Below are 19,296 nucleotides of genomic sequence, written 5' to 3'. Positions count from 1 at the left end.
AGGAAATAAGACAATGCCTTACGATGTAGCCGTTCTGGGTGCCGGTCTATCCGGCTTGTCCGCCGCCCGCGACCTCATGAGGGCGGGCGCCGACATCGTTGTTCTCGAGGCCCGCAACAGAGTGGGCGGGCGCGTCGAGCAGGTCACGCTCGACGACGGCCGCATTGTCCAGCTCGGTGGTGAGGTGATAGGCAACGGGCACACCGCGTATCACGAGTTGGTCGCCGAACTCGGACTCACCCTGATTCCGAGTTATGTCGCCGAGCCGGGCGAGCTCACCTACATCCTGCATGACGATGTCTGCATCGGTGATGAACCGTCGTGGTTCTCCGACGAGGATCGCCGCAGCATGGACGACGTCAAGCATGAGTTCGCGACGCTGGCCGCGACCGTCGACGCGGACGACCCGTGGTCGCACCCGAACGCGGTGGCGCTGGACACCACGCCGGTGATGAGCTGGCTGGGCGGCATCGGTGCGACGCCGAACGTACGGCGCGCGCTGGAGGCAGGCCAGTTAGGCCTGAGTTCGGGCTCCTTCGAACGCACTTCGTTGCTCGCCTTGCTGCGAAAGGCGGCCAGCATGCCGAGTAAGGAGCTCTACTCGTATGACGACTGGGAGAACCTCCGGGTGGCCGAGGGCTCGGCGACGGTCGCACTGCGGATGGCCGCCGAACTGGGCGACCGCATTCGGTTGAATTCTCCGGTCCGCGCGATCAAGGTGGCGCCGGGAAGCAGTACCGTGCAACTGATCTCGGGCGAGCTGGTGCAGGCGAATGCGGTGGTGAGCTCGCTGCCGGCAGGACCGTTGCGCGACATCAAGGTGGAGGGTGTTTCCGACGCCCGGCTGGAGTCATTGCATCGGCAACGTCACGCCCTGGCCGCGAAATTCGTTGCCGCGTATACGCGGCCGTTCTGGCGCGATCGGGGTCAGAATGGTCTGACGGAATCCGAAGGCATCCTGGGGTCCTCGTGGCCGCAGACCGAGGGTGTGCTCTCGTGCCTGGTTCCGCCCGAGCGGATCGCCGCCTACTTGTCCTCGTCGACGCGGTACCGCCAAGAGGAGGCGCTCGCCGAACTCGCAAGCTGGTTCGGGGCGCAGGCGTTGAGCCCCGTCGCGACCTTCGAGCGGTTGTGGGGGACGGATCCCTGGACACAGGGCTACGTGACACAGTGGCGTCCCGGTGATGTCCACCGAGTGGGGCCGCTGCACGGCACCCACGAGCCGCCGTTCTACGTCTGCGGCTCCGATCAGTGGGTGGCGGGCTATATGGAAGGCGCGGTCCGCACCGGTCGCGCCGCGGCCGCCGAAGCGTTGGTACACGGATGAAGACGATCGAGGTTCTCGACCCTGCTACCGCGCAACAGATCTCGTCCATCGAAGACATGGACGAAGCCACCGTCGAGGGCGCGGTCGCCACGGCGCGCCGCGCTTTCGACGGCGGTCAGTGGTGGCCGGGCACGCCCGACGACGAGCGTGGCCGAGTGCTGGCGCGTGCCGCGGAGTTGGTGCGCGCCAACGCCGATGAACTGGCCCGGCTCGAGTCGCTGGATGTCGGCAAGCCGCTGGTCGAGGCGCAGTGGGACGTGGCGGAAGCCGCCCGGATCCTGGAGTATTACGCCGGCTGGCCAACGAAATTGGCAGGGGAGAGCTTCCCCGTCTCGGCCGAAGCGCTGAGCATCGTCGTCCACGAACCCGTCGGGGTTGTCGCTGCGATCACTCCGTGGAACTACCCCTTGATGCTGGCGGCCCAAAAGGTTGCGCCGGCATTGGCTGCCGGTTGCAGCGTGATCCTGAAACCGGCCGAGCAGACACCCCTTACCTCGCTGCGGCTACCGCACATCTTCGCTCAAGCGGGATTACCGGACGGGGTGTTTCAGGTGGCGACGGGCGGCGCTCGAGCGGGTGCCGCCCTGGTCGCCCACCCGGGGGTGGACAAGGTGTCGTTCACCGGATCGTCCGCGGTGGGCCGACTGGTGCTGCGTTCGGCGGCGGATTCGATCAAGCGGGTCGGGGTGGAGCTGGGCGGCAAATCGCCGAACATCGTCTTCGGCGACGCCGACGTTGCGGCGGCCATCGCCGGCACCGCGGCGGGCGTGTTCGCAAACCAGGGCCAGATATGCTCCTCGGGCTCGCGTGTCTACATCCATGCGGATGTGTATGACGAAGTGCTGGACGATATCTGCGCGATTGCGGCGGACCTCAAACTGGGCGACGGACTGGATCCCGACACGACGATGGGCCCATTGGTGAGCCGGGCTCAACAGGAGCGAGTCACCGAGTACATCCGCGTCGGCGCGAAGGAGGGCAACGTCGCCGTCTGCGGTCGGCTGCCGACCGACCCGGACCTCGAGAACGGCTTCTTCGTACCGCCCACCGTGCTGGAGGTTCCGCACACGGCGGTCGTCGCGCGCGAAGAGATCTTCGGCCCGGTCATGGCGGTGGTGCGATTCACCGATACCGACGAAGTGCTCCGGATGGCCAACGACAGTCCGTACGGTCTGGCCGCGACGCTGTGGACCTCCGACCTCAGCCGCGCCCTGACGGCCGCCCGCGCGATTCGCGCGGGCGTGGTGTGGGTCAATGAGACGCAGGCGGCGCCGCTGCAGGCACCGTGGGGTGGGTTCAAACAGTCCGGCATCGGCCGCGAGTTGGGCGTGCACGGGCTGCAGGAATACCTCGAGTCCAAGCACATCTACCTCAACCACGCTGGACGCTAAGGCGTTTCGCTATCCGCGCAGGATCGAGATGAAGACGCGGGCGGCCGCTTCGGCCCGTTTCGGATCGCCCGCGACGATGGCGTCGACCAGCTCGGTATGTTGGGCCTCGTGCGAGTCCGCACTGCCGACGGGCCGGGTCTCGACGGATCGGCACAGCGTCGGTACCAGCAGATCGTAGAACTGTAGGTAGATCTCATTGTGGCTGGCCGCAACGATCGCTCGATGCAGCGCCATGTCGGCCGAAACTAGTTCGGCGCGTTCGGATTCGGTGTCGGGGTCTTTCCGCCACAGTTCGTTTCGCCGCACGAGTACTGCCCGCAACTCGGCGACGTCGGTCGCGTCGCGTCGCTGCGCTGCCAGTGCCGTGGCAGTGACTTCCAGCGCCTCGCGCAACTCCAGCACGTCGCGTTCGCGGGCCGCCGCGAAATACTCGGCGAGGGCGCCGCAGTGCTCGTCGTTGCTGAGGACGTAAGTACCCGACCCTTGCCGGCGCTCCAGCATTCCCGCGTGCACCAGCGCCTGCACCACTTCGCGCACGGTGTGACGCGAGGCGCCGGTCATTTCGCACAACTCCGGTTCGGTCGCGATGCGCTCGCCGACCTGCCATCGCCCGGACGTGATTTCGTCGCGCAGCTGATCGCTGACCTGCGCGACGAGCGTCTGGCGCCGAACGGTTTGCACACCCCAATGGTAGCCCGGTTTGACTAATACATCGAATCATCGGATGAGTCGATGAATACTCCGACAGAATTGGGACGATGACTGCGATGGTGAATGCCCAGCTAAAGCCTCCTTCCACCGGGCGGTCGCTCGTTGCCGGGCGAATCACGGTGCTGCTGGCGATCGTGTTGTTCTCGCTGGCTCTGCGGGCCGCGGTCACCTCACTGACGCCGTTGTTGTCGCGAGTGTCCGGCGCGCTGGGCTTCGGCAGTGCCATCGGCGGGATCCTGGGGATGCTTCCGACCGCGATGTTCGCGTTGGCCGGATTCGTCGGTCCGGCGCTGGGCCGACGAATCGGGCTCGAGCGCTTGGCCTGGTACGCGGCCGCCGCGACCGCGGCGGGGACGGGCGGCCGTTCGGTGGTCTCGGACGTGGCCGGCCTGTTGGGGTTCACGGCGCTGGCGCTGGCCGGAATGGGGATCGGCAACATCGTGATCCCGCCGCTCATCAAGCGTTACTTCGCCGATCGCGTCGGATCGATGAGCGCGGTCTACACATCGTGTATCCAGTTGGGCACCATCGTTCCCGCCGCCCTCGCGGTCCCCATCGCCGACGCCCACGGATGGCAGGTATCGCTCGGGGTGTGGGCCCTGATTCCCCTCGCTGCGCTGTTGCCCTGGGGCATCATCACGTTGCGGTCTGGCGCGGCCGACACCGCGGATCATCGCGCGTCGGAAACCGTTGCGGTCGTGTGGCGCTCGCCCGTCACCTGGGCCCTGACCGTCATGTTCGCGATGACGTCGTTGAACACCTACGCGCTGTTGACCTGGATCCCGCAGATCATCACCTCGGCCGGCGGCAGTGAGGCGCTCGGTGGCGCCATGGTTGCGATGTTTTCGATCAGCTGATTGGTCGCGGCGCTTTTCACGCCGGCGTTGTTTGTCAGATTCGCCAACCCCTTTCCGTCGTGATCGGCTGCGGGGTCTGCTTTTTGATCGGTTTCGCGGGATTGCTGTGGCTTCCGCTGACCGCGACTCTCGTGTGGGTGCTCATCGTCGGGCTCGGCAAGAGCACGTTCGCGGGGGCGATCACGTTGATCAACCTTCGCTGCCGCACCGGGGCGGGCGCGACGGCGCTGTCCGGTTTCGTCCAGGGCGTCGGCTACCTGGTTGCCTGCGCCGGACCGTTGGTTTTCGGTGTCTTGCATCAGGTCAGCGGCCGGTGGGACTTGTCGTTCGGCTTCCTGCTGGTCACCGTCGTGGCGCTGCTGATCGGCGGATATCAGGCATGCAAGCCCCGCTATCTCGAAGACACCATAGGCAGAGAAGCAGCCTAAACGGTCAATATGTTATGGGTGGACGATCAAAAATAGTTGAAACTATGAAGTGTATTCTGCTCGGATGGCGCGGTCCCCATCTAGCCGCCAACTGGCGGGTCAGGCGGCCTATGACCTTCGGCTGCTAGTCAGCCGGCTGCGGCGTCGCCTCAAACACGAGTACGACAACAAAGGGCTTACTCCGTCACAGATCTCGGTGATCAGTCGGCTCTCCCACGATGGTCCGGCATCAACAAGCGACCTGGCTGCGGCTGAGGGTGTTCGTCGCCAATCGATGGCGGCGATCGTCAATCACCTGGACAAGTCCGGGCTGCTCACTCGCACGCCAGACCCTGAGGACGGGCGCCGGTTGCTGGTCGGACTGTCCAGCAAGGCAGTCCGAGATCTGCAGCAAGGCCGCCAACTTCGTGATCAATGGCTTGCCGACGAGCTGCGGGATCGCTACACCGATGAAGAACTGCAATTGATTGCCGCGGCCCTGACGCTATTGACCCGGCTGGCCTAGGATTTCGCTCGAAGTGCGCACCCGCCCGATGAACGGAAAGATATGTTGGATTGCGAAGTCGTGATGGGCCTTCGATAGGCTCGCCATCGCGTCGGGCACGCATATCACTTCGTAGCCCAATTGCAGGGCCTCTCGTGCAGTTTGCTCGACACCAAAGTTTGTCGCAATACCGGCCAACACGATTGAGCTGATGCCGCGCATGCGCAGCTCGTTGTCGAGTTGTGTGGAAGCAAACGCGCCCCAGCCGTCTTTGGTGACGCGTATAGGTCACATTGACTAGAACGACCGGCACGTTGAACTTGCGGAAATAATCAGCCAATTGTCTAGCGACATTGATCACCTGATGTCCGGTGCTCGGCGCGAGCGGCATGTTCACTAGTCCGTTCTGCAAGTCGATCAGGATCAGGGCTGTAGTCGTGGGGTCCAGCGTGATTTCTCGAGAATCCATTGGGGTGCCTTCTATTTCGTGTTGCTAGGGAAGGTCTGTGGCCTCGGGCCGGTGGTAGATCCAAGGTCTGTTTCGGTAATCCGCTGTCCGAAATCGTTCGATTTGGCTACGCAACTGCAAGGTTTGACCTATGGCATCAAGCCCCTGGAGTAACTGGTTGCGTGAGCGTTCATCAATATGGAATCGGTGGCGCGGGCCCCCGACGGCACCGACTTCGCAAGCCAGGAGGTCGATCTCGATGAAAGGCACAGCTTGCGAGCCGAAAGTTTCGACCACCAGTTGCTGGTGTCCGTCAGCGGGTAGTGGCAGCGGGAGTAGCCCGTTGCCAATGCAATTGCTCTGGAAGATGCTTGCGAAGCTTGGCGCGATCACAGCGCGAAAACCATTGTCGCGCAACGCCCAAACGGCTGATTCGCGTGAGCTTCCACAGCCAAAGTTTTCCCCAGCTACCAGGATGGTTGCCTTATCATAAGGATCTTGGTTGAGAACGAAATCGTTTCGCGGGCGGCCGTGTTCGTCGGATCGCCAATCGAGGAACAAGGCTTCCTTGAACGAGCCGTACTTGGCGAGCTCTGTCGGCTTGAATCGGGACGGACTGAGGGCGTCGGTGTCAACGTTGGCCCGCAGCATAGGGGCCGCGATGCCGGTCACCTGTCGGAAGGGTTGCATGACTGGTGTCACACCTCTCTGGGGTCGGTCAGTCGGCCGGTGATGGCGCTGGCAGCTACTGTCGCGGGGCTAGCGAGGTGGGTGCGCACTCCAGGGCCTTGCCGGTTTTCGAAGTTGCGGTTGGTGGTGCTCACGACACGTGCTCCCGGCGGGAACCGATCTCCACCGGCGTAGAAGCACATGCCGCAGCCTGATTCACGCCACTGAACGCCTGCGTCGACAAATATCTTGTCGATGCCTTCCGCCTCGGCCGCACGACGTACCGCCGTGGATCCGGGCACGCAGATGGCGGTGACGCCGTCGGCGACCGTGTGTCCGCGCAGCACCTCGGCGGCCACCCGAAGATCGCTGAGCCGAGCATTGGTGCAGGAGCCGATGTAGGCCGCATCGATCGCAGTCCCGGCAAGCGGGCTGCCTGGTTGTAATCCCATGTACTGCAACGCTTGTTGCGTGCCTGCGGGATCAGCCGTGTCGGCCGGATCGGGGATCGCCATGTCGATGGCTCCGCCGTGAGCGGGGCTGGTACCCCATGTGGCATGAGGCACCAGGGCCGCGGAGTCAATATGTGTGGTGCGCGTGAACAGGGCATCGGGGTCACTGGCGAGGCGTCGCCACGCTTGCGTGGCGGCTGCCCAGTCATCGCCACGAGGCGCGTAGGGACGCCCGGCCAGAAAATTCAGCAAGGCGTCGTCGGGTGCGATGACCGCGGTGCGCGCACCGGTTTCAGTGGCCATGTTGCACAATGTCAAACGCCCTTCAATGTCAAGAGAACTGACCGCTTGGCCGCGAAACTCGATTGCGTGTCCGGTGGCGCCGTTGGCACCGATGGCGGCAAGCAACGCCAGGTTGAGGTCTTTGGCGTAGACATGGTGGCCCAGCGGACCGTCGAAGCAGACGAGCATGCTCGCTGGACGCTTCATCGCGAGTGTTTGTGTGGCTAAGGCGTGTTCGCAGTCCGTCACGCCCACGCCCCATGCCAATGCGCCCATGGCCCCGAGCGTTGGGGTGTGGCTGTCGCAGCAGATCATCGTGGTGCCTGGCAGGGCAATGCCTTGCTCGGGGAACACCACGTGTGAGATGCCTTGGCGTGCGTCGTCAACATCGAAGAGACTCACCCGGTGTCGGTGCGCTTGTTCGCGGAACGTGTCGATAAACATGGCACCGCTGGGAACTGGTGTTGAACCCGAGGGGTCCCTATTAGGTCGGGTGTCGACCACATGGTCCATGGTGCCGAAGACCAGGTTCCGGTCAAGTGGGCTGCGCCCCTCGTCAGTGAGTGCGCGCAGAGCTAGCCCGCCGCTGCGGTCGCGCAACAATACGCGGTCGATGTAGAGCAGTGACGTGCCGTCATCGAGCTCGGCGACAACATGGTCGTCCCAGATCTTGTCCACGATGGTACGAGGCTGGCCGGTCATGCTAGGTATCGGGCTTCGAGTTGTTCGACCTCGTTCATGCCAAACAGGTTGTGCGCCTCGCGGAACGGCAGCAGCAAATCGCTGAGACCGGCGGTGTCGCCGTCTTTGCGGACGCGCGCCAGTGCCTCCCTCATGCCACCTAGAGCGGCCAGCAGCAGTACGCCCGGCAGGCTCACCCGGGCCACACCAAGTTCTTGTAGTTCGGTGAACGCCAACCGCTCGGGTGATTTTCCGCCGTCAACGATGTTGACTGCCACCGGACCGCGGATGTTATCGACCGCGTGCCGAATTTCGTCTCGCGACGTTACTCCCTCGACGAAGATCATCGTGGCTCCTGCTTCTAGATAGGCGTTGCCGCGGCGGATCACTCCTGGCAATCCTTCGACCGCGAGCGCATCGGTGCGGGCATTGATCACAAAATCTGGGTCCCGCCGCGCATCAGCGGCGGCGCGGATCTTGGATACTGCCTCCTCGAGACCGATCAACTCCTTTCCGGCGAGGTGGCCGCAGCGCTTGGGGGAGATCTGGTCCTCGAGGTTGATCCCTGCGGCACCGAGGTCTTCAAACGCTGTGACCGTGTAGTAGGTACTCACGGCGTTGCCGAAACCGTTGTCGCCGTCCGCCATTACCGGTACATCCACACTGCGCACGATGCGAGCGGTGCAGGTCGCCATGTTTTCGAGTGAAATCAACGAGTAGTCCGGCCGGCCGAAGTGAAATCCGGAGATCGCCGCACCGCTGCACTCCAGTGCTGTAAACCCAGCTTGTTCAGCTAGTTTCGCGCTGCTGGTATCGAAAACACCTGGCATAACCAATATCTCGGGATCAAGAATCAAATTCTTCAAAATCGATCCTTTACTCATCTTGTCTCCTCTTCTAACGCGGCTCTGGCCGCGGGCTGCCAACGGCAGCCGCGCCACTGGAAGTCGGCATGGTGTGCGACGCCGTGGCGTGCGCGCTGATGCCGGACAGTGAGAACCTCTCGGTCCGCCGAGCGAGTGGGATGCCCGGCGTGGGACATACGAGCAGCATAGATATTGACAGTATAAACTGGCAATATACGTGTTGCGGGGGTCACTATTTGGTTGTCGACGCTCACCGCACCACGCGCGTGGCGCAGTGGCCGGCGCGAACTTTCCGCTCACCGGGATCGCAAAGGCCGCGCGTTTTCCCAGGTGGCGCAATGGCCGTCGGGGTCTGGGTTTGCGCTGGTGGACACCGAAGTGCACCCGGCGCAATAGGCTTTCCCTACCTCGCAGGCCCCGATCGCCCACCCGGAATATGCCCCTGAGCTGCGTTAGCGTGGCGGCGTGGCTGAGGCGATACCCATTCGCGGACCCCGGGCCGACCGCGCCCGCCGGGTAGCCGATGTGCTGCGGCAGCAGATCCACGCCGGGGCCTATCCGGACGGACTGCCGGCCGAAGGCGTATTGGCGGCCGAGTTCGCAATGTCTCGCAACACCATTCGCGAGGCCCTGGTCATCCTCAAACACGAGGGGCTGATCGATCGAGGACCCAAGGTCGGCACCCACGTCGCGCAGCGCAAGTACGACCACCGGATCGACTCCCTGCTGGGATTGAAGGAGACCTTCAAACACATCGGCGAAGTCCGCAACGAGGTGCGCGCCGCCATGCCGGTGGTCGCCCCGCCCGCGGTGGCCAGCCGGCTGCGGTTGGAGCCCGGCGAGCCGGTGGTGTTCATCGAGCGGTTGCGCTATCTCGGCGACCTGCCGCTCAGCCTCGACCTGACCTATCTCGCCCCGGATATCGGGACCCAGATTCTGGACCATCCGCTGGAAACCAACGATCTCTTCGCGCTGATCGAGCAGGTGAGCGGCCACCGGCTGGGCGAGGCATCGCTTGCGCTGGAAGCCATCCCCGCCGATGTGCATTCGGCGGCCACCCTGCACGTGCCCGACGGGTCGGCGCTGCTGATGCTCGAGCGTCTTACCAGCCTGGACGACGGCCGACCCGTGGACCTGGAGTACATCCGGATGCGCGGCGATCGAATCACGATGCGCGGCCACCTGATAAGGAGCAAGCCATGACGCTGGTCAACAACAATCGGGTCGACGTGCCCGTCACGATCGACGAGTCGCTGTGTATCGACGGCTGTACGCTCTGCGTCGACGTCTGTCCGCTCGACGCGCTGGCCATCAACCCCGCCACCGGCAAGGCGTACATGCACGTCGACGAATGCTGGTACTGCGGCCCCTGCGCCGCCCGCTGTCCGACCGGTGCCGTCACGGTCAACATGCCGTATCTACTTCGCTGAATAACCCACAGCCCAGGAAGTTTCATGAAACGACACGCCTTCAGGGTGGCGTCGGTCGCGGCCATGATCGTCGCGGTCATCGCCGGTTGCTCGCTGGAGTCACTCTCGGCGTCCTCCGGTGTGGTCAATGTGGTAATCGGATACCAGTCCAAGACCATCAACACCGTCACCGCCGGGACGTTACTGCGCGCTCAGGGCTATCTGGAGCGCCGGCTCGCAGACATCACCACCCGCACCGGCACCAAATACGCTGTCCACTGGCAGGATTACGACACGGGCGCCCCGATCACCGCGCAGATGCTGGCCGAAAAGATCGACATCGGCTCGATGGGGGATTACCCCATGCTGATCAACGGCTCCAAGACGCAGGCCAACCCGCTGGCAAAGACCGAGATCGTCTCGATCACCGGCTACAACCCCAAGGGCGCGCTGAACATGATTGTGGTGGCGCCCGGTTCGACGGCCACCACGCTGAGTGACCTGGCCGGCTCGAAGGTCTCGGCAAGTGTGGGCTCGGCCGGACACGGCACCCTGATGCGCGCCCTGGATAGGGCCGGGATCAAGGACGTCGAGGTACTCAACCAGCAACCGCAAATCGGCGCATCAGCCCTGGAATCCGGTCAAGTGCAAGGACTGTCGCAATTCGTCGCCTGGCCGGGGCTGTTGGTGTTCCAGGGCAAGGCCAAACTGCTCTACGACGGCGCCGAGCTGAACCTGCCCATCCTGCACGGGGTGGTGGTGCGCCGCACATATGCGTCGTCGCATCCCGAAGTGCTGGCGGCTTTCCTGCAGTCGCAACTCGACGCCACCGACTTCCTCAACCAGAAGCCGCTGGAGGCGGCCCGCATCGTCGCCCAGGCGGCCGGGTTGGCACCGGAAGTAGTCTACCTCTACAACGGTCCCGGCGGCACGTCGTTCGATACCACGCTCAAACCGTCACTGGTCGAAGCACTGAAAAACGACGTGCCGTACCTGAAGTCGATCGGCGACTTCGCCGAACTCGACGTCGCCGGGTTCGTCCAGGACGCTCCGTTGCGTGCCGTGTTCGGCGCGCGTGGGCTCAACTACGACGCGACCCGGGCCGCGAGCGCCAACCCGTCGGTGCTCAGCGGAGACCCCGCCCTGGCCAGCGAACTGCGGCTGGACGGATCCGAGGCCACCCAGACGCTCGCCAACCCGACCAGCCTGCTGCGAGCGGTGCGCGACGCGACCGCCCACGGCGCCAAAGTGCGTGCTGCCTACGTTCCCGACGCCGAACTGGGCACCCGATGGTTCGCCGACAAGGCGGTCTGGGTGCGGGACGGCCGGAGCTATCTGCCGTTCGGAACCCCGGCCGGCGCGCATCGCTACCTTGCCGCCCACCCTGGCGGAGCTGTCGTCAATTACCAACAGGCCCTTGGAGGTTCGGTATGACTGCTTTCCTGACCGGCGATCCGGCGGCCCCGGCGACGTCGTCGACGCGGTCCCCGCGATCCGCGCCCCGCGGAGGTCCGCCTCACCGTGGCAGTGGCGGCTGTTGCGGCTGGCCTCGATCGCCGCCGCGATCGGGTTGTGGCAAGTGCTCACCGCCGACAGGGTGCGACTGCTGCTGCGCTTCGACACGCTGCCGACGGTCACCGAGATCGTCCACGCGCTGCAGCGTCGGCTCGGCACCTATGAGTACTGGTTGGACCTGGCGCAGTCCCTGATCCGGATTCTCACTGGTTTCGGGCTGGCCGCCGTGGTCGGCGTCGCGACGGGCGTGCTGCTGGGCCGTTCCCGGTTGTTCGCCAACACCTTTGGTCCGCTGGCCGAGCTGGCCCGGCCGATTCCGGCGATCGCGATGGTCCCGGTGGCGATCCTGCTGTTCCCGACCGACGAGGCCGGCATCGTGTTCATCACCTTCCTCGCGGCCTACTTCCCGATCATGGTCAGCACCCGGCATGCGGTTCGGGCGCTGCCCACTCTGTGGGAGGACTCGGTGCGCACCCTCGGCGGAAACCGTTGGGACGTGCTCAAAAAGGTGGTGTTGCCGGGCATCCTGCCGGGAGTCTTCGGCGGCTTGTCGGTCGGCATGGGGGTGGCATGGATCTGCGTGATCTCCGCGGAGATGATCTCCGGCCGCCTCGGCATCGGCTACCGCACCTGGCAGGACTACACCGTGCTGGCCTACCCACAGGTATTCGTCGGCATCATCACGATCGGCGTACTCGGATTCGCGACCGCCGCGGCCGTCGAGGTCGTCGGCCGCCGGGTGACCAGCTGGCTGCCACGCGCCGAGGAGGAACAGCGGTGACTGCAATGAGCCTGGAACTGGATCGAGTTCGACTGTCCTACACTGGGGATCCGGTGATCGACGACCTGAGCCTGGTCGTGCGTCCGGGGGAGATCCTGGTGCTGACCGGACCGTCGGGGTGCGGCAAGTCGACCGTGTTGCGTGCCGTGGCGGGACTGCTGCGACCCGACGCCGGCCGGATCCTGGCCGACGGCGCCGACGTGGCCACCACCTCGGGCGACCGCGGGATGGTGTTCCAGGACAACGCCTTGCTGCCCTGGCGCACCGTGCGATCCAACATCGAGTTGGCCTTGCGGTTGCGTGGCGTGCCGCGTTCCGGTCGCCGCGCGGAGGCCGACCGCTGGATCGCCGAGCTCGGTCTCACCGGCTTCGGCGACTACCTGCCCAAGAGCCTGTCCGGCGGCATGCGTCAGCGGGTCCAGTTGGCTCGCGGCCTGGCCGGGACGCCGCGCGCGGTGATGATGGACGAGCCGTTCGGCGCGTTGGACACTCAAACCCGTACGGCCATGCAGCGCTTGCTGATCGAGACCTGGAGCGCGCATCCGACGACGATCGTCTTCGTCACCCACGACGTCGACGAGGCGCTGCTGCTGGGTGACCGCATCGCCGTGCTCGGCAAGGCCGGTCAGCCGTTGCGTGGCCTGATCGACGTTCCGGAGCCGCGCATCGATCAGCAGCGCACCGCGCTGCGCGCCGAAGTCATTGCCGCACTCGATCATTCGGTGGCGGCGGCATGATGGAAGCCCCGGATGTAATGCCGGTGCGCCTGGACTGCGACGTGTTGGTCATCGGCGGTGGCACCGCGGGAACCATGGCCGCACTGTCGGCCGCCGAGAACGGCGCGCAGGTGCTGCTGCTGGAGAAGGCCCACGTGCGGCATTCCGGCGCGCTGGCGATGGGCATGGACGGGGTCAACAACGCCGTCATCCCCGGCAAGGCCGAGCCGGAGGACTACGTCGCGGAGATCACCCGCGCCAACGACGGAATCGTCAACCAGCGCACGATTTATCAGACGGCCAGCCGCGGGTTCGCGATGGTGCAGCGGCTGGAACGCTATGGGGTGAAGTTCGAAAAAGACGAGCACGGCGAGTACGCGGTGCGCCGGGCTCACCGCTCGGGTTCCTACGTGTTGCCCATGCCCGAAGGCAAGGACGTTAAGAAGGCGCTGTACCGGGTGCTACGGCAGCGGTCCATGCGCGAAAAGATCCAGATCGAGAACCGGCTGATGCCGGTTCGGGTGCTCACCGACCCCAAAAATGGAGGCCGTGCGGTCGGTGCGGCCGCATTGAACACGCGCACCGGCGAATTCGTCGCGATCGGCGCCAAGGCCGTCATCTTGTCGACGGGAGCGTGTGGCCGGCTCGGGCTGCCCGCGTCGGGCTACCTGTACGGCACCTAACGAGAACCCGACCAACGCCGGCGACGGGTATGCGATGGCCTATCACGCGGGCGCCGAGCTGTCCGGTATCGAGTGCTTCCAGGTCAATCCGTTGATCAAGGACTACAACGGCCCGGCGTGTGCCTACGTGGCGAATCCGTTCGGCGGTTACCAGGTCAATTCCGACGGTGAGCGATTCGTCGACTCCGACTACTGGTCGGGACAGATGATGTCGGAAGTCAAGAGTGAAATCGACTCCGCGCGCGGGCCGATCTATCTCAAGGTGTCGCACCCGCCGGACGAGACGCTGACCGCGCTGGAGAACATCCTGCACACCACCGAACGGCCCACCCGGGGCACGTTCCACGCCAACCGGGGCCATGACTACCGGACGCATGACATCGAGATGCATATCTCCGAGATCGGCTTGTGCGGTGGACATTCCGCTTCGGGAGTATGGGTAGACGAACACGCCCGCACCACGGTGCCCGGGCTCTACGCCGCGGGTGATCTGGCGTGTGTCCCGCACAACTACATGATCGGTGCCTTCGTGTTCGGCGACCTCGCGGGTACGCACGCCGCCTCGATACGGGCGCAAGTCGCTGCGCCACAGCAACTTCCGGACGACCAACTGCGTGCCGCGCACGAGCTGATCTATCGGCCGCTGCGACATCCGGACGGGCCGCCGCAGCCGCAGGTCGAATACAAGCTGCGACGATTCGTCAACGACTATGTGGCTCCGCCGAAGACGGCGGCCAAGCTGTCGATCGCGGTGCGCACCTTCGAGCGGATGCGGCACGAGATCGAAGGGATGGGCGCCCGCAATCCGCACGAGCTGATGCGGGCCGTCGAGGTGTCGTTCATCCGGGACTGCGCCGAGATGGCCGCACGCTCCTCGCTCACCCGCACCGAATCGCGTTGGGGCCTCTACCACAAACGTGCCGACATGCCGGTCCGCAACGACGGCGAGTGGGGCTATCATCTGAACCTGCGCAAGGGACCCGATGGCGAGATGCTGTTCCTCAAGCGGCCGGTGGCCCCGTACCTGGTGTCGGTCCCGGAGCTGGACGGCCTGCCGCCGGCCGATCAGACGGTGCACGAGGTGCAGCAGCCGGCGCTGGTCGGCGGCAAAGCCCCGGCGACCGCGGGCTCGCGAATCGCTTCGGCCGCAACCACAGTCGACCCGCCGTCACCGCGGATCGCCGAGGTCCTCGCCCTCGAGGAGCCGACCATCGCCGACCTGCAACCGTATCTGACCGATGCCGATCCCGGGGTGCGCCGCACGGCGGTGGTGACGCTCACCGAGTACATTCCCGACGGCTATGCGCCCGTCCTGTTCGCCGCGCTCGACGACGCCGACGCCGGGGTGCGTCGCTGCAGCGCCGAGGGCATCCGCGAATTGGTCGAGGTGCTGCCCGACCCGGCCGGTGCCGAGCCGTATCTGTCGTCGGGCGACACGGTGGTGCGAGCGGCCACGGTCTACCTGTTGTCCGCACGCCGGGCCGGTGCGGCGGGCCAATACCGTCGCGCGCTCGACGATCCCGACCACCGGGTGCGGATCGAGGCGGTGCGCGCGCTGGTCTCGGTCGACGACGTCGATGGGGTGCGGGCCGCGACTCACGACGAGAACCGGGAGGTCCGCATCGCCGCGGCCGCCGGCCTGGCCACACTGCGGGCCGGCGTCGAGGCCGTCAGCGCGCTGATCGCCGACCCCGACCCGTTGGTGCGCGCCGCCGCACTTGCGGCAATCGGTGAATTAGGGTGCAGTCAAAACGATTTCGCGGCCGTCGAACGCGCATTGCAAGCGCCGGCATGGCAGGTGCGCCAGGGCGCGGCGCGCGCGCTGGGCGGGGCCACCACGGAACTCGGGGTGCTTGCGATTTCGCGGCTGGCAGATGCGCTGTCCGACGCGCACCTCGACGTGCGCAAGGCAGCCATCCTGAGCCTGACCCGGTGGGCCGATGAGGCCGCCGCCCGTGACGCGCTCGGCATCGCGCTCAAGGACAGCGACGCCGACGTGCGGGCCTACGCGCGCCGGGCTTTGGACGTCCAGAACGCCTAGAGGGCCATGCCGTAGAGCAAGGCGTCCCTCGGCTCGGGTCCGATCGTGGGGTAGACGGCGTGGCGCTCCAGCCGAGCCTCCTGCACGAACCCGGCCCGTTCCAGTAGGTGTGCCGACCGGTCGTTGTCGACGCTGCAGGTCGCCCAGACCCGGGACAGCTCGGGGTTGGCGCGCAGCGCGGTCAGCAGCATGTCCAGCACCTCGCCCATCAGACCCTTGCCCCACCACTTGCGGCCGAGGCAGTAGCCGATCTCGACCGAATCGGGCGCTGAGCGCCGGCAACTGGTCAACCCGATCACTTCGCCGCTGTGCCGCAGTTCGACGGCCCAGGTGCGCTCGTCGTCGCTGGCGTTGAGTTTCTCGGCAATCACCCGCCGCGTCGTCGCCACGTCCGGATGCGGCGACCACATCAGGTATTTCGTGACCGCGCGATCGCGGGCGACCCGCTGGTACAGCGCGCCGGCGTCCCCGACCGTAGGCAGGCGCAGCACCAGCCGCGGGCCGACGATGCGATCGGGCGGGTGGGTGACCACGGTGCTAGAGGTCGAGCGCTTGGTACGTGCGGCGGACGAACTTCGGTTGCGCGGTGCGAAGTTTCGCCAACGACGTGTTGCCTGCGACGGCGGTGGCCGCGTCCACGGTCAGGTCGGGCATGTTCTGAATCAGATACAGCAGGATCAGATCCGCCGACGGATCCGCCTGCCACCACGTCCCATAGGCGCCCGGCCAGCTGAACGTTCCCACTCCGCCCGGCCCGAACAGCGGCGTCGACTTCGCCGGATCGGTCACCACCGACAGGTTCAACCCGAAGCCGCGCCCCATCCAGTAGGGAGCGCCCAGGAAGTCGTGCCGCTTCTGCTCGTCGGTGAGCCGGTCGGTCCGCATCAGGCGGACCGATTCGGCCGACAACACCCGCACGCCGTCGATGGTCCCGTCGCCGAGCAGCATCCGGACGAATCGTAGGTAGTCCTCCGCGGTCGACCACAACCCGCCGCCGGCGTTGCAGAACGACGGCGGCCTGATGTGCGGCGGCCCCATGACGTCGTGGCGCAACCGGTGATCGTCGTCGAGCGAATACATGGTCGCGGCGCGTCGCCGGGCCTCGGGTGAAACGAAGAACCCGGTGTCGGGCATGCCCGCCGGGCCCAGGATCCGCTCGTCGAGCACCTCGTGGAACGGCTTGCCGTCGACACGAGAAGCGATGACGCCCAACAGATCTATGGAGTGGCTATAGGTGACCCGCTCGCCGGGCTGATGCACCAACGGAAGCTTGGCCAGCTCCTCGAGCCAGGCATCGGGGCCCTGATTGAACGGCAGCCGCATGTAGGCCCGGGAGATCGGCCCGGATACCGAAAATCCGTAGGCCAGCCCGCTGGTGTGGGTCAGCAGATCCTCGATCAGGATCGCCCGGTTGACCGGGTGCGTGCGGTCCAGCGGACCACGCGGGTCGTCGAGCACCCGCAGGCCGGCCAACTCCGGTGTCCAGCGCGTGATCGGGTCCTTGAGCGTCAGCTTGCCTTCGTCGACCATGCTCATGATCGTGGCCACGGTGACCGGCTTGGTCATCGAGGCGATGCGGAAAAGCGTGTCCCGCTGCATCGGCAGGCGCGCGCCCACGTCCCGGTGGCCGATCTCGTTGACCTGCAGTGTTTCTCCGTGCTGCCATACCACGGTGACCGCACCGGCGAGCAGGCCGGCATCGCAGACCTCACGGATGGAGGCCTGATTGCGGTCGAGATTCACTCGGTCAGGGTAGCGGCGCTTCGTTAAGGGCTCGACACGACACCGGGCGAACGCCGAGAAGTATCTGAGATCACACGACATCTGATGGTATGCGCCATCAGATATGGATAGCTTGGGGTCATGAGGTCGAGGCCGGGAAAATGCGCCAAGAACGTGTGGTGATCGTCGGCGCGGGACCGGCCGGGGTTTCCACGGCGGTCAGCCTCCGGGATCGGGGAGTGGCGGCGATTCTGGTGGAGCGTGCGGACCAGGTGGCGAATTCGTGGCGACGCCGTTGCGAGACGGACAGGCTCAATACTCCTCACCGACTGTCGCATATGCCTGGTCGCCCCTATCCCAAGCGCACACCCACATTTCCCACCTGCGGTGCGGTCGCGGACTACTTCGATCGCCACGCACACCAAGACGGCATCACGCTGAGGCTGGGAGTTACGGTCGAACGCATCGATCCGCAACCCGGCGGTTGGACCGTGGTGACACCCTTGCCGATCCCGGACGACGGCCCGTTTGCCGCCTGCGCGGCGCGCAACGATCCTCCGACCGTTGTCGATGCCGACGTGATCGGCTCGATCAGGAACGGAGCCATCGAGGTGGTCAAAACGATCGATAGGTTCGATCGCGCCGCGGTATCCCTGGTCGATGGCACCCGGCTCGAGCCCGATGTGGTCATCTGTGCAACGGGCTTCCGATCCGGGCTCCAGGCCGTCGTCGGCCATCTCGGCCTCCTCGACGATTGGGCTGCCCGATGCGACTGGCGCCCGAGCCGGCCGCGCGCGGGCTCTGGTTCATCGGCTACCAGCTGCGACCGTCGCTGATCAGGCATACGGGCAAGCAGTCACGGCAGCTCGCCAAGCAGATCGTTGCGCAGTCGCGTCGGTGCCCCAGGACCCGCGAGAGGTGTTGACGCGCAGGTGAGTCAGCCGACCCGCCTTAACCCTGTTGCGCGCGTACGTCCCAGGACACGTCTTCGCGCTCGGCGGGTTGTTGCTGAGCAAAGGAACGGAGGTGACGGCGGGTCTGGTGATCCGGCGCGCCGGCCTCGCCGTCGGTGTGTCTGCCCCGCGTGTAGTCGCCCTGCCATTGCACTTGCTCTCCCGCGTCGACCCGCGCCAGCTGCTCGAGTTGCTGTGCCCTGCTGCGGGAGCGAAGAAAGAATTCGTACTTGCGGTGTAGCTCTTCGTCGGCCGCGATGCTCTTGAGTTCGGGGGCGAATTCCTCGAGCTCGCCGCGGCGTTGCGGGACGATCATGCAGATCGGTTCGTCGACCTCGAATCGGACCGGCATCAGTTTGCGGGTTAGCTTCCAGTTCATGCTGAAACTTGCGCTTGCCCAGTCGGTTTCGACGATTCCTTCCAGCGCGCAGATGGCGTCCTTGGGATAGTTCGCCGGTCCGCGGACCAACAGGTTGTAGTCGGGCGGGGTGCGAAACAGGAGCGGCAGATGCCAGGTCAGGATGCCGTTGCCGAAATGGCTGGCGGGCAGGAACTGATCCGTGCCGCGCTGATGGGGCGTGATCATCACGTCCACGCCACCCGGCTGACCCATCCAGGTGGCGGTGAACGCGCAGGGATTGCGCAGCTCCCATCCGCTTTGGTTGGCGATCAGCATCGGTAGACACCGGTTCGGCCAACCCGTACGGGTCTTCGACATATCCGGCATCCACGCGCGGCCAATCGGTGCCGGGACGATCGGGGGCGCGTTGTCGCGGGTAGTGAAGCCGATCAACGGACGGGACGTCCCGTCGGACCTGTCACTCACTTGAGTCAGATTAAAAGGGAAACCTGGCAATTCGCTTGGGATTTGGGTCTAACC

The 19,296-nt window shown here is 65.5% G+C and carries 16 protein-coding genes and 3 pseudogenes; 11 read left to right on the top strand and 8 right to left on the bottom strand.

What is annotated here, in order from left to right:
• The first annotated feature begins 13 nt into the window (after positions 1-13).
• A complete protein-coding gene (locus G6N54_RS06400) occupies positions 14-1,327 on the top strand; it encodes a flavin monoamine oxidase family protein (RefSeq protein WP_163789059.1) in 1,314 nt (437 codons plus the stop codon).
• The gene (locus G6N54_RS06395) at positions 1,324-2,718 is read left to right on the top strand and encodes an aldehyde dehydrogenase family protein (protein ID WP_163789058.1); all 1,395 of its coding nucleotides are present in this window, start codon (positions 1,324-1,326) and stop codon (positions 2,716-2,718) included. Before G6N54_RS06400 ends, G6N54_RS06395 begins: the two co-directional genes overlap by 4 nt.
• A gap of 9 nt (positions 2,719-2,727) precedes the next feature.
• Here the strand turns inward: G6N54_RS06395 and G6N54_RS06390 are convergent, their stop codons facing one another.
• The gene (locus G6N54_RS06390) at positions 2,728-3,399 is read right to left on the bottom strand and encodes a FadR/GntR family transcriptional regulator (protein ID WP_163789057.1); all 672 of its coding nucleotides are present in this window, start codon (positions 3,397-3,399) and stop codon (positions 2,728-2,730) included.
• A 77-nt stretch (positions 3,400-3,476) separates the two neighbouring features.
• Between G6N54_RS06390 and G6N54_RS06385 the strand changes: the two are divergent.
• Positions 3,477-4,714, top strand: a pseudogene (locus G6N54_RS06385) (MFS transporter).
• 64 nt (positions 4,715-4,778) lie between these two features.
• Entirely contained in the window at positions 4,779-5,219 is a 441-nt protein-coding gene (locus G6N54_RS06380; RefSeq protein WP_163789055.1) for a MarR family winged helix-turn-helix transcriptional regulator, read from the top strand.
• Here G6N54_RS06380 and G6N54_RS29845 read toward each other — a convergent pair.
• The 4 genes and pseudogenes from G6N54_RS29845 to G6N54_RS06360 all read right to left on the bottom strand — a co-directional run bounded on the left by G6N54_RS29845 (position 5,199) and on the right by G6N54_RS06360 (position 8,614).
• A pseudogene (locus G6N54_RS29845) lies at positions 5,199-5,589 on the bottom strand (isochorismatase family protein). The gene G6N54_RS06380 and the pseudogene G6N54_RS29845 overlap by 21 nt on opposite strands.
• A gap of 102 nt (positions 5,590-5,691) precedes the next feature.
• Positions 5,692-6,336, bottom strand: coding sequence for a 3-isopropylmalate dehydratase small subunit (gene leuD / locus G6N54_RS06370; RefSeq protein ID WP_163789054.1), 645 nt, complete (start codon positions 6,334-6,336; stop codon positions 5,692-5,694).
• A gap of 8 nt (positions 6,337-6,344) precedes the next feature.
• Positions 6,345-7,751 (bottom strand): 3-isopropylmalate dehydratase large subunit, encoded by a 1,407-nt coding sequence (locus tag G6N54_RS06365; protein WP_163789053.1) that lies wholly within the window; start codon positions 7,749-7,751, stop codon positions 6,345-6,347.
• Positions 7,748-8,614 carry an isocitrate lyase/PEP mutase family protein gene (locus G6N54_RS06360; RefSeq protein ID WP_163789052.1) on the bottom strand — a complete coding sequence of 289 codons (867 nt, stop codon included), beginning with the start codon at positions 8,612-8,614 and terminating at the stop codon, positions 7,748-7,750. Before G6N54_RS06360 ends, G6N54_RS06365 begins: the two co-directional genes overlap by 4 nt.
• A gap of 447 nt (positions 8,615-9,061) precedes the next feature.
• On the opposite strand from G6N54_RS06360, the gene G6N54_RS06355 reads away from it, so the two are divergent.
• The 6 genes and pseudogenes from G6N54_RS06355 (at position 9,062) to G6N54_RS06330 (ending at position 15,741) form a co-directional block, all read left to right on the top strand.
• Positions 9,062-9,799, top strand: a complete 738-nt coding sequence (locus tag G6N54_RS06355; protein WP_163789051.1) for a GntR family transcriptional regulator — start codon at positions 9,062-9,064, stop codon at positions 9,797-9,799.
• Complete coding sequence (locus G6N54_RS06350) at positions 9,796-10,026, top strand: 4Fe-4S dicluster domain-containing protein (RefSeq protein WP_163789050.1); 231 nt, start codon at positions 9,796-9,798, stop codon at positions 10,024-10,026. Before G6N54_RS06355 ends, G6N54_RS06350 begins: the two co-directional genes overlap by 4 nt.
• 24 nt (positions 10,027-10,050) lie before the next feature.
• Entirely contained in the window at positions 10,051-11,439 is a 1,389-nt protein-coding gene (locus G6N54_RS06345; RefSeq protein ID WP_163789049.1) for an ABC transporter substrate-binding protein, read from the top strand.
• 58 nt (positions 11,440-11,497) lie between these two features.
• Positions 11,498-12,301, top strand: coding sequence for an ABC transporter permease (locus G6N54_RS06340; RefSeq protein ID WP_163794552.1), 804 nt, complete (start codon positions 11,498-11,500; stop codon positions 12,299-12,301).
• Positions 12,302-12,306: 5 nt separating this feature from the next.
• On the top strand, positions 12,307-13,038 hold the full coding sequence (locus G6N54_RS06335) for an ABC transporter ATP-binding protein (RefSeq protein WP_163794551.1): 732 nt from the start codon (positions 12,307-12,309) through the stop codon (positions 13,036-13,038).
• Positions 13,038-15,741: pseudogene (locus G6N54_RS06330) on the top strand (fumarate reductase/succinate dehydrogenase flavoprotein subunit). Before G6N54_RS06335 ends, G6N54_RS06330 begins: the two are co-directional and overlap by 1 nt.
• On the opposite strand, the gene G6N54_RS06325 reads toward G6N54_RS06330, so the two are convergent.
• A complete protein-coding gene (locus G6N54_RS06325) occupies positions 15,738-16,274 on the bottom strand; it encodes a GNAT family N-acetyltransferase (protein WP_163789048.1) in 537 nt (178 codons plus the stop codon). The pseudogene G6N54_RS06330 and the gene G6N54_RS06325 sit on opposite strands and share 4 nt — an antisense overlap.
• A 4-nt stretch (positions 16,275-16,278) precedes the next feature.
• Positions 16,279-17,484, bottom strand: coding sequence for a serine hydrolase domain-containing protein (locus G6N54_RS06320; protein ID WP_179969176.1), 1,206 nt, complete (start codon positions 17,482-17,484; stop codon positions 16,279-16,281).
• 140 nt (positions 17,485-17,624) lie between these two features.
• On the opposite strand from G6N54_RS06320, the gene G6N54_RS06315 reads away from it, so the two are divergent.
• Positions 17,625-18,299, top strand: a complete 675-nt coding sequence (locus G6N54_RS06315; protein WP_232073423.1) for an NAD(P)-binding domain-containing protein — start codon at positions 17,625-17,627, stop codon at positions 18,297-18,299.
• Positions 18,300-18,414: 115 nt separating this feature from the next.
• On the opposite strand, the gene G6N54_RS06310 is transcribed toward G6N54_RS06315, so the two are convergent.
• Complete coding sequence (locus G6N54_RS06310; RefSeq protein WP_163789046.1) at positions 18,415-19,242, bottom strand: DUF6065 family protein; 828 nt, start codon at positions 19,240-19,242, stop codon at positions 18,415-18,417.
• Between the last annotated feature and the right edge of the window lie 54 nt (positions 19,243-19,296).

The sequence above is a fragment of the Mycobacterium stomatepiae genome, assembly GCF_010731715.1.
Lineage (GTDB): Bacteria > Actinomycetota > Actinomycetes > Mycobacteriales > Mycobacteriaceae > Mycobacterium > Mycobacterium stomatepiae.
Note: the sequence above shows the minus strand (reverse complement) of the source record. Positions and strands in the feature narration are given on the sequence as shown.

What these genes read in the sequence shown, in the direction of transcription:
- G6N54_RS06400 (WP_163789059.1), top strand. Translation starts at nt 14, where the DNA reads ATGCCTTACGATGTAGCCGTTCTGGGTGCCGGTCTATCCGGCTTGTCC.
- G6N54_RS06365 (WP_163789053.1), bottom strand. Translation starts at nt 7,751, where the DNA reads ATGACCGGCCAGCCTCGTACCATCGTGGACAAGATCTGGGACGACCAT.
- G6N54_RS06360 (WP_163789052.1), bottom strand. Translation starts at nt 8,614, where the DNA reads ATGAGTAAAGGATCGATTTTGAAGAATTTGATTCTTGATCCCGAGATA.
- G6N54_RS06335 (WP_163794551.1), top strand. Translation starts at nt 12,307, where the DNA reads ATGAGCCTGGAACTGGATCGAGTTCGACTGTCCTACACTGGGGATCCG.
- G6N54_RS06315 (WP_232073423.1), top strand. Translation starts at nt 17,625, where the DNA reads ATGCGCCAAGAACGTGTGGTGATCGTCGGCGCGGGACCGGCCGGGGTT.
- G6N54_RS06345 (WP_163789049.1), top strand. Translation starts at nt 10,051, where the DNA reads ATGAAACGACACGCCTTCAGGGTGGCGTCGGTCGCGGCCATGATCGTC.
- G6N54_RS06350 (WP_163789050.1), top strand. Translation starts at nt 9,796, where the DNA reads ATGACGCTGGTCAACAACAATCGGGTCGACGTGCCCGTCACGATCGAC.
- G6N54_RS06395 (WP_163789058.1), top strand. Translation starts at nt 1,324, where the DNA reads ATGAAGACGATCGAGGTTCTCGACCCTGCTACCGCGCAACAGATCTCG.
- G6N54_RS06380 (WP_163789055.1), top strand. Translation starts at nt 4,779, where the DNA reads ATGGCGCGGTCCCCATCTAGCCGCCAACTGGCGGGTCAGGCGGCCTAT.
- leuD (WP_163789054.1), bottom strand. Translation starts at nt 6,336, where the DNA reads ATGCAACCCTTCCGACAGGTGACCGGCATCGCGGCCCCTATGCTGCGG.